The sequence below is a fragment of the Catenibacterium sp. co_0103 genome (assembly GCF_004168205.1).
Taxonomy (GTDB): domain Bacteria; phylum Bacillota_I; class Bacilli_A; order Erysipelotrichales; family Coprobacillaceae; genus Catenibacterium; species Catenibacterium mitsuoka_A.
The window spans coordinates 1-7,689 of the sequence record NZ_RCYB01000090.1; the positions used below are offsets into that span (position 1 = coordinate 1).

Annotated in this window: 6 protein-coding genes; 1 reads left to right on the forward strand and 5 read right to left on the reverse strand. The window is 34.9% G+C overall.

Translation table 11 applies throughout. The features are described 5' to 3' along the window. Positions 1-94: 94 nt before the first annotated feature. The 3 genes from EAI80_RS10885 to EAI80_RS10895 form a co-directional block, all read right to left on the reverse strand. Complete coding sequence (locus EAI80_RS10885; protein WP_129982036.1) at positions 95-1,525, reverse strand: glycoside hydrolase family 1 protein; 1,431 nt, start codon at positions 1,523-1,525, stop codon at positions 95-97. A 136-nt stretch (positions 1,526-1,661) separates the two neighbouring features. Then, positions 1,662-2,123 carry a GNAT family N-acetyltransferase gene (locus tag EAI80_RS10890; RefSeq protein WP_022425959.1) on the reverse strand — a complete coding sequence of 154 codons (462 nt, stop codon included), beginning with the start codon at positions 2,121-2,123 and terminating at the stop codon, positions 1,662-1,664. A 77-nt stretch (positions 2,124-2,200) separates the two neighbouring features. Further along, positions 2,201-4,282, reverse strand: a complete 2,082-nt coding sequence (locus EAI80_RS10895; RefSeq protein WP_129982037.1) for a glutamine synthetase III — start codon at positions 4,280-4,282, stop codon at positions 2,201-2,203. Between the two features lie 231 nt (positions 4,283-4,513). Here EAI80_RS10895 and EAI80_RS10900 point away from each other — a divergent pair, with 231 nt between their 5' ends. After that, a complete protein-coding gene (locus tag EAI80_RS10900) occupies positions 4,514-5,194 on the forward strand; it encodes a response regulator transcription factor (protein ID WP_129982038.1) in 681 nt (226 codons plus the stop codon). A gap of 31 nt (positions 5,195-5,225) precedes the next feature. On the opposite strand, the gene EAI80_RS10905 is transcribed toward EAI80_RS10900, so the two are convergent. Both EAI80_RS10905 and EAI80_RS10910 read right to left on the reverse strand, forming a co-directional pair. Beyond that, entirely contained in the window at positions 5,226-5,735 is a 510-nt protein-coding gene (locus EAI80_RS10905; protein WP_129982039.1) for a hypothetical protein, read from the reverse strand. A 121-nt stretch (positions 5,736-5,856) separates the two neighbouring features. Beyond that, positions 5,857-7,254: a PTS transporter subunit EIIC gene (locus EAI80_RS10910; RefSeq protein ID WP_129982040.1), complete on the reverse strand. Its 1,398-nt coding sequence runs from the start codon at positions 7,252-7,254 to the stop codon at positions 5,857-5,859. Positions 7,255-7,689 lie beyond the last annotated feature (435 nt).

Sequence of the window (7,689 nt, forward strand, 5' to 3'; positions counted from 1 at the left end):
ACGAAATGAAAAAAAGATACCCACAAGGTGGGTATCACAACTGTCAGGTTGTTGTCCTCCTTATGGGTACCATTTTAGACCGGATGTTCATTTATTATTCAACATCAAAGTCGTCTGATAAGTCTTCACCATTAGTAGCGATGACTTTCTTATACCAGTAGAATGAATCTTTCTTATAACGGTCAAGAGTTCCTACTTCTTCATCTGTAGTATCTACATAGATAAAACCATATCTCTTTCTGATACCTTCATGAGTTGATACTAAGTCGATTGCTGACCAAGGGCAGTAACCCATCATTTCGATGTTTTCAGTAACAGCCTTATGTAACTGTTCGATATGTGCTCTTAAGTATGCAATTCTGTAGTTATCATGAACACGACCATCTTCTAATGTATCGTAAGCGCCTAAACCATTTTCAGTAACGATCATTGGTAAATGATAACGAGAATACATTTCTCTCATAGTTGCTAAGAAACCATCAGGGTCAATTTCCCAACCGAATTCAGTCTTCTTAAGGTTTGGATTTGCATATCCCTTATAGTAACCTGCTTCACCGCACGATGACTGCTGGTCTGCACCTGAATCTAATTCCTCATCAGCACTTGAATGCTGTACAGTTGCAGTTGAATAGTAGTTGAAACCAATGAAGTCTGGATGTGCATTCTTCATAGCTTCTTCATCACCTTCAGCAAATGTTGGTGTTGCATCATTTTCTTCTAAGTAAGTCCATACTAAGTTATTGTATTTTCCATAAACAGCCATATCTAAATATAACCAGTTTCTGATTGCGTTGAATTCCTGAGCTGCTAAATTATCTTCTGGCTTGCAAGTTGCTGGATATACATAAGAAATATTTGGAGCTGGACCAATCTTAGCATTTGGAAGCATTTCATGACATAAAACCATAGCTTTAGCCTGAGCAACTAACATATGGTGGTTCTGCTGATATACTTCTTTTAATACATTTGTAGTACCTTCAGGAATTCTTAATGTACCAATAATTGGACCAACTAAAGTAAGCATATTCTGTTCGTTGATAGTTAACCAGTATTTAACTCTATCACCGAAGTTTTCAAACATAACCTTTGCGAAGTTAACGAACCAGTCTACTGATTCAGGATTAGACCAAGAACCTCTCTTGTCTAATGCATCAGGCATATCAAAGTGGAACATAGTCACTAATGGTTCGATATTATATTCTAAACATGTATTAATCACATCATTGTAATGATCGATACCTGCCTGGTTTACTTCACCAGTTCCATTAGGAATGAGTCTAGTCCAAGCGATTGAGAAACGGTATGTCTTGAATCCCATTTCAGCCATTAACTTGATATCTTCTTTATAACGATGATAGTGATCTGCACATACATCTAAAGATGCAGTTCCTGCTGGTAATTCTTTAACATCCTGACATGATGGCCCTTTACCATCTGATAAATTAGCACCTTCTACCTGATAAGCTGAAGTAGATGCACCCCATAAGAAATCTTTTGGAAAAGCTTTTAATTTGTTGTCTAACATTTATGAGTCTCCTTTTCTTTTTTTCTGACACCATTATAACGGAAGATTTTAAAAATCATAATTCTTTTCAAGAATAGAAAAAAAGAGAAAATATTTTCACATTTTCTCGCTTATCCTACACTTTTTTAAAAGTATCTTAAATTTTCTTTTCCATTAAGTATCTTAGAAGTCTTTCTCCACGTCTTTCATTGATTTGTTCTTCAATGACTGCATAACCTTTAGATTCAAAGAATGCTTTAGATGTAATAGATGAAGTCACATTAATCACATGACTTCCATGTTTTTTTGCATATTCTTCTAACTCTTCTACAAGTTTAGATGCAATCCCTTTTCTTAAATAATCAGGATGAACATATAAACGATCCAAATATCCAGTTTTGCCAATATTACCGAATGCAATCAACTTATCATCTTCCTCAACCACAATAGTATGATTTTTCTCTAAAGACTTTTCCCAATGATATTCATTAGCATCCTTAGGTGCAATAGCATCTAATTGTTCTTCACTATAATCATTCTTATTGACTTCATGAACAGTGACATAAAATAAATCCATAACTGCATGAAGATCTGTGTTCTTGTATTCTCTAAATTCCATTTATATCACCTCTATTTCATACATCACATTATACCATTATTTGCCCATAAAAAAAACGGTCATTATAGACCGTTTCACTAAATACCGAATAATAAATCGATATAGTTTGGAATTGGATACTGCTGAGCACTTACTTTAGTTTCTAAGCTATCAGCAGTTGCACGTAATGCATCCATAGCTGGGATAACTAAATCCTTCCATGCAGTTGCAGTATCTAATGTAGAAGAATCAGTTGATTCAGCTTTATTGATGGCAGTTTCTAATGTAATCATCTGTTCACGCATAGTTGAAAGTAAAGAAGTTAATACCTTTAAGTCTTCAACCATGAATGTATTATCTACACCAGCTTTAGCTACTTCTTTTGCGTCATTAGCTAAAGTACCACATGCTTTTACATATGCTGGATATAATTCAGTCTTAGCCATTGATAATGCTGTTAAAGCTTCAACACGGATTGTCTTAGCATAGTTGTCTAACTGGATGTCATAACGTGAATCAATTTCAGCTTCAGTGAATACACCATGTTTTACAAACATTTCACGGATTTCAGGTTTCTTTAAGCAAGCGCATGCATCTACAGAGTTTGCGTGGTTAGGTAATCCACGTCTTGCAGCTTCTTCTTTCCATTCTTCTGAATATCCATCACCATTGAAGATGATTCTTTCATGATTCTTGAAGAATTCTCTAATGATATCATCTAATGATTCACCGGCATCTAATTTAGCAGCCATCTGATCATATTCTTCAGCCATAATAGCATTTAACATAGTGTTAACTGCTGCAACTGACTGAGATGAACCAACCATACGGAATTCAAATTTATTACCTGTGAAGGCAAAAGGAGATGTTCTATTTCTGTCTGTTGAGTCTTTAGAGAAATCTGGGATAACTGATACACCAGTAGTGAATCTTTCACCAGTAGTCTTATTTAATTCTTCACCATCAATGATTGCTTTAATAACTTTATTTAAGTCATCACCAACGAATGCTGAAACAATTGCAGGTGGAGCTTCGTTAGCACCAAGTCTGTGGTCATTACCAGCACAAGCAGCAGATAATCTCAATAATTCAGCATATTCATCAACACCCTTAAGAGCACAAGCAAGAGTAGCTAAGAAAGGCTTATTGTTGATTGGGTCAGGTCCAGGATTAAATAAATTAATACCTGTATTAGTCATTAATGACCAGTTGTTATGTTTACCAGAACCGTTAACACCTTCAAATGGTTTTTCATGTAATAAACATCTTAAACCATGTTTCTTCGCAATATCCTGAGATAACTGCATTACTAATGCGTTGTTATCAGCAGTTACGTTAGCTACTGTATAGACACAAGCAACTTCATGCTGTGCAGGAGCTACTTCATTATGCTTAGTTTTTGAAGGAATACCATATTTCCATAATTCAGTATCAAGATCCTTCATGAAGGCACCTACTTTACGTTTAATAGAACCAAAGTAGTGATCTTCTAATTCCTGACCCTTAGGAGCAGGAGCGCCATAAAGAGTACGACCAGTTAACTTTAAGTCAACTCTCTTCTGCCAATATTCATCTAATACTAAGAAATATTCCTGTTCAGCACCAACTGAAGCAGTTACTTTATCAACACCCTCTAAACCAATCTTAGTTAATAAGTTAGAAGCTGATGCACTTAAAGCATCACAAGCACGTAATAATGGAGTCTTTTTATCAAGCGCTTCACCAGTATAAGAACAGAATAATGTAGGAATATATAAGCTACCATCTTTTACAAAAGCTGGAGAAGTACAATCCCATGCAGTATAACCACGTGCTTCGAAAGTAGCACGGATACCACCAGATGGGAAAGAAGAGGCATCAGGTTCACCTTTTCTTAATGTCTTACCACTGAATTCAAGAACTGCTCCACCATTTCCATCTGGTTCTAAGAAAGCATCATGCTTTTCTGCAGTTAAACCAGTCATTGGCATAAACCAGTGAGTAAAATGTGTAGCACCATTTTCAACAGCCCAGATTTTCATTGCATTTGCGATTACTGTCGCAACTTCTTTTGAAAGAGGTTCTCCCTTATCTAGAGCTTCATGGAAAGCTTTATAAGTAGATTTAGGAATGCGTTCCTTCATAGTTTCGTCGTTGAATGTATAACGACCGTATTCATCTAAAAGTTTGTTCATTTCCATACGATTACATCTCCTTTTTATGGGTATGATTGTAGCAATAAAAAATATTTGCGTCAATACTTTTTTATCACTGTGCAATAATTTTTATCATTCACTCCTTATTGCACCCACATAGTATCACAAAATGTAGGGTTTTAACTACTCTAATTCAATAATTTTCACTTTTTAAAAAATATTAGCCAACTTGTCATTTAATACCGAAAAGATTATAATTGTAACGAGGTGAAAAATATGTTTGGAAAACAGAAAACATTGATCATAGATCATAATAGTGAACGTAATGATCGCATTAAGAATTATCTCAATCAAGATCATTTTATTTGTTATCAAGCAAAGACATTGGATGAATTCAATTCTCTTTATACAAACAACAATTATGATTGCATTATTCTAGAAGATGTATTCCCCGGTATTAATACGAATAAGTTCCTAGTAAAAAATAGACGTAACTCACAAGCTATTACTATAGTTATAAGTGATATGTTAAATGAAGCTTACTTAGAAGATTTATTAGATGCCGGTGCGGATGATTACATTGTAGTACCCTTCTCATTAACTTCTTTATTAAGAAAAATTCAAGACGTCTATAGGATGGGTGTTTTAAGACCTAGAAAGATCTACCGTTTTAAAGATATTATATTAGATGATACTGCCAAGACCGTTTCATTAAACGATCATTCAGTTACTCTAACTAAAAATGAATTTAAACTATTAAAAATGTTGATGTCTCATCCCTATCAACCTTATACTTCAACCAAGATTTTTGAAGGTATCTGGGGTGATAGTGTCTATGCAGACGATCAATCAGTCATGAACCTAGTGAGTTCACTTATAATAAAATTAAATAGAACAGGCTCTCATGAAGAGTATATCAGACGCTTTGGCGCTAACTCTTATAAGATGGCCATATAAAAAAAGAATGCATATCGCATTCTTTTTTCTTTTAGCTTCTCTTATTGATTTTTCTACGTCTTCTGTTTTCGCGTCTTTCTTTCTTTTCAATCTTACGATGCTGGTCAGTATAATCCGCTACTGTACAGTGGATACGTTTATTAGATTCGCAAATTGCATCTACAAATTCATATCTATCTTTTGGGAATGTACTATATCTCTTTTTTAAATCTGTATAAAGTTCAATAGCATGAGGTCTAGTGACTAAGTCAGCCATTCTTGATACTGGATCACAAATGACTTCACATGACATTAAGTCTACTTCTTTTTGAGGTAATAATCTTCTTTTGAAGATTAAAGTTTTGCCATCGACAATATATTTATAAGGACGACATCCTAAGAAATAAAGATACATTGCAGCCAAGAAAATTGAAACAATAATAAATGACTGCTGATCCAATGATTTTAATACAAACATGACGATATCATAAATCCAAACAAGAGTTAAAGCACCTAGCCAGATACCTACAGCTAGATTTGGTTTTACCTTGAATTCTTTCATAAAAAAAGGCCTCACTTTCTTTTCTATTATACAATATTTAGTCCTTTATTACAATAAAAAAGAAGAGAGGCAAGGCTCTCTTCTCATTGTCGAAATATTATAATTATAAATTTTAAATAAATTATTCAGCAGCCTGTTTAGCCTGGAATTTTTCGTAGGCAATTAAGAATGGAACATAAACAACTACTGAAATAGCAACTACGATTAACTGAGAAATTGCACCCATTGGATGACCACCTGTAGCTAAGAAGCCAAGGATAACTGGTGGCATTGTCCAAGGTACTTCAAGCACGATCTTAGGACAGAATCCACTAGATACTAAGATGTAACCAACGATCATAGTTACTACTGGAGCTAAGATAAATGGAATGTCTAGGATTGGGTTCAATACTAGAGGGATACCAAATGTCATAGTTTCATTGATATTGAATAAACCTGGAACGATTGAGATACCAGCGATTGTTCTGTTATCTTCACGTTTAGAGAAGATAAGAATTGCGATTACTAAACCGATTGTAACCCCAGAACCACCGAATTCAGCGAACATCTGTAACATTGTTAAGTTCATAACATAAGGAATTTTATTACCAGCAGTGTAAGCAGCAGTGTTAGCATAAAGTAATGGTCTGAAGATTGGTTCCTTAACAGCAGCAACCATGTTGTTACCATGGATACCTACGCACCAGAATAACATGATGATTACATACATGATACATACAGCAACGATATTGTCACCGATTAAAGTCTGTAATGGTTTCTGAATTACATTGAAGATTAATGCATTTAATTCAGCACCAGTAGCTAACTGACATACTAATCCAACAGCACCAACAACGATTGCAGTTAAGCAAGTTGGGATTAATACTTCGAATGCACGAGCAACTCCAGGTGGAACCTGTTCTGGCATCTTAATCTTTAATGAATCATTCTTACGGAACATATTATAAAGTTCCATACCAAGGATTGCAACGATAAGACCTGTGAATAAACCAGTTGCACCAGTGTAGCTTGACATAATACCACTGTAGCTGAAGCTATCGGCTGTGATTTTATGTTTAGCAGCTTCACCAGTCACATTGATAAACTGACCTAAAGTGAATCCATGAGAAATACCCTTAGCATCGATGTAAGATGCACCTAAATCTTTAGCAGCAAATGAAGTTGGAGTTACCATCATCCATAAGATGAAGCCTAATACAGCTGGGTAAGCACCAGTTTCACCATTTGCTTCAGCGATTTCAGAAGCAACTAACATAGTTACACCAATAGTGATACATGAGATTGTAGCATACTGCATAGCAGCAAAGATTGGGTTAAGAACTTTAAGAGCCATAATTGGAGACCATAAAGCACCTAAACCTGTTGAATCATTTACTAAAACGTTTGTCCAAAGAACACCAACGGCACCTGAGATTGTAGCTGGCATGAAGTTCTGGAACCCGTTCTTAATTGCATTAAGATACTTGTTCTGACCACACCATGCGCCGACACGTCCTAGCTTATCAGCAAAAGCGTCCATAAATTTTCCTCCCTAAATCTTTTCGACAATTACAGTATAATCACTCTTTGTAAAAATGTCAACGGTTACATTTTGAAATGTATGGTACTTTTAATCACAATATCCCCATTTTGAACTGTAACAAATTGAAATTATATTGATTATGAGCAGATATTTCTAACAACGCTTTCATTTTGCAAATTTTTATTTTTTGAAAATAAAATATATTTGATTCAATCACTTTATTTGAATACCCACAAACCACAGGTCAGTGAAAATTAAATTTCATAAGCACCGATTAAACGGCGTTCATGAAGCTGAACCAGACACATGAATTTCCCATCTGTTCTATAATTAGATTAGAAATTAGATGGAGGTATAATCATATGTCAAACAAAGTATTAAAGCCTAAGAAAGCTTCTCTTTATCAGTTCACTCAGAAATATTCCAACAATA

Excerpts from the sequence above, each read along its gene's own strand:
- EAI80_RS10890 (WP_022425959.1), bottom strand. The coding sequence starts at position 2,123 with ATGGAATTTAGAGAATACAAGAACACAGATCTTCATGCAGTTATGGAT.
- EAI80_RS10900 (WP_129982038.1), top strand. The coding sequence starts at position 4,514 with ATGTTTGGAAAACAGAAAACATTGATCATAGATCATAATAGTGAACGT.
- EAI80_RS10905 (WP_129982039.1), bottom strand. The coding sequence starts at position 5,735 with ATGAAAGAATTCAAGGTAAAACCAAATCTAGCTGTAGGTATCTGGCTA.
- EAI80_RS10885 (WP_129982036.1), bottom strand. The coding sequence starts at position 1,525 with ATGTTAGACAACAAATTAAAAGCTTTTCCAAAAGATTTCTTATGGGGT.
- EAI80_RS10895 (WP_129982037.1), bottom strand. The coding sequence starts at position 4,282 with ATGGAAATGAACAAACTTTTAGATGAATACGGTCGTTATACATTCAAC.
- EAI80_RS10910 (WP_129982040.1), bottom strand. The coding sequence starts at position 7,254 with ATGGACGCTTTTGCTGATAAGCTAGGACGTGTCGGCGCATGGTGTGGT.